Genomic DNA, 1,075 nt, shown 5'->3' on the forward strand with positions numbered 1-1,075 from the left:
ATTTTGGGACCAGCACCCGCCGCAAGCAATAATAGAAATCAAGGCAAATGCCTAGGAACAAAACCCGGGGCACTTCACCACAGCGCTTGACGACGCCATGACTTCCTCAACGCAGCCCAACAGAGAAGCACCACCGCAAACGCAATCAAAACCACGCCTGTCGCAACGGCCCACCAGCCCTCACTGCCACCTTCACACCAAATAGACAGGAGCAAAGAGCCCGACAGCGCAGCGCCGATACCGAATAAGACCCTAGTTCCAGAAACATCTAGCGATCTATCAGAAAAGAAGTCAGACACCGCTAAATCTCCTTAAGTCGCTGCGAGAAATAATCACGGGCATCTTCTTGATTCTGAGCGAATTCCCTGAGCACACCGGGCCAAGTCGGATAGGTATCAATAAGGTTCTCTGCAATATTCAGTAATGGCGAGAATGCAATCTCACCCCATCTAACGCCTATGCCTACCCGTTCAGAGTATGCTGTGCTGCTCAATGGGCTTAGTGCCCACTGGCTACCAGAAGCAGCATTCATCCATGTACCGCTGATAACCAGTAGTCGGGAAACCTTGTCTTCGTAGCTGTGCTTGGAGTTTAAGACGTCTAGCACCGCGTCGAACGGAAATTCTTTGGCACCCTGGGTGACCTGTTCTTCCTGCCCCGGCGAGAGGTCCGCGAGCATAGCGGGAATCGCAACCGCCTGAAACTCTTCCAGGCGCTTTCCAAATTGCCGATGATAGCCATCGAACCACATAAGCTTCCCCCAAACTATCGAGTAGGTAAGTGTAGCGAAGATGCAACGAAAAAGTTTGCCGTTCGAGGCATCATACTGAACTGACGTCTAGGGCGAACTACCGTTCAGGGTAGTTTATCTATCATGTCCGATTGATTCTAAACAATCCAAAAGTTGGCTTTCCGGACAATAGCAGTAAAACCACGAATAAAGCCGTAGGAGACGCCCCCACTTTGTAGTGTGCGCTGTCTTCTACGGCTTTAATCTCTCTGTATTTTGTTGTGTTTTGTTGTTTGGTGTCGGCGGTGACTTACTCTCCCACAACCTCCCGGTTGCAGTACCATC

The 1,075-nt window shown here is 50.6% G+C and carries 1 protein-coding gene; it reads right to left on the reverse strand.

Annotated features, from left to right (window positions below; genetic code table 11):
* Positions 1-301: 301 nt before the first annotated feature.
* Positions 302-751 (reverse strand): hypothetical protein, encoded by a 450-nt coding sequence (locus QP971_RS11265; protein WP_284811938.1) that lies wholly within the window; start codon positions 749-751, stop codon positions 302-304.
* Positions 752-1,075: the final 324 nt, after the last annotated feature.

Source organism: Corynebacterium marquesiae, assembly GCF_030229635.1.
GTDB lineage: Bacteria > Actinomycetota > Actinomycetes > Mycobacteriales > Mycobacteriaceae > Corynebacterium > Corynebacterium marquesiae.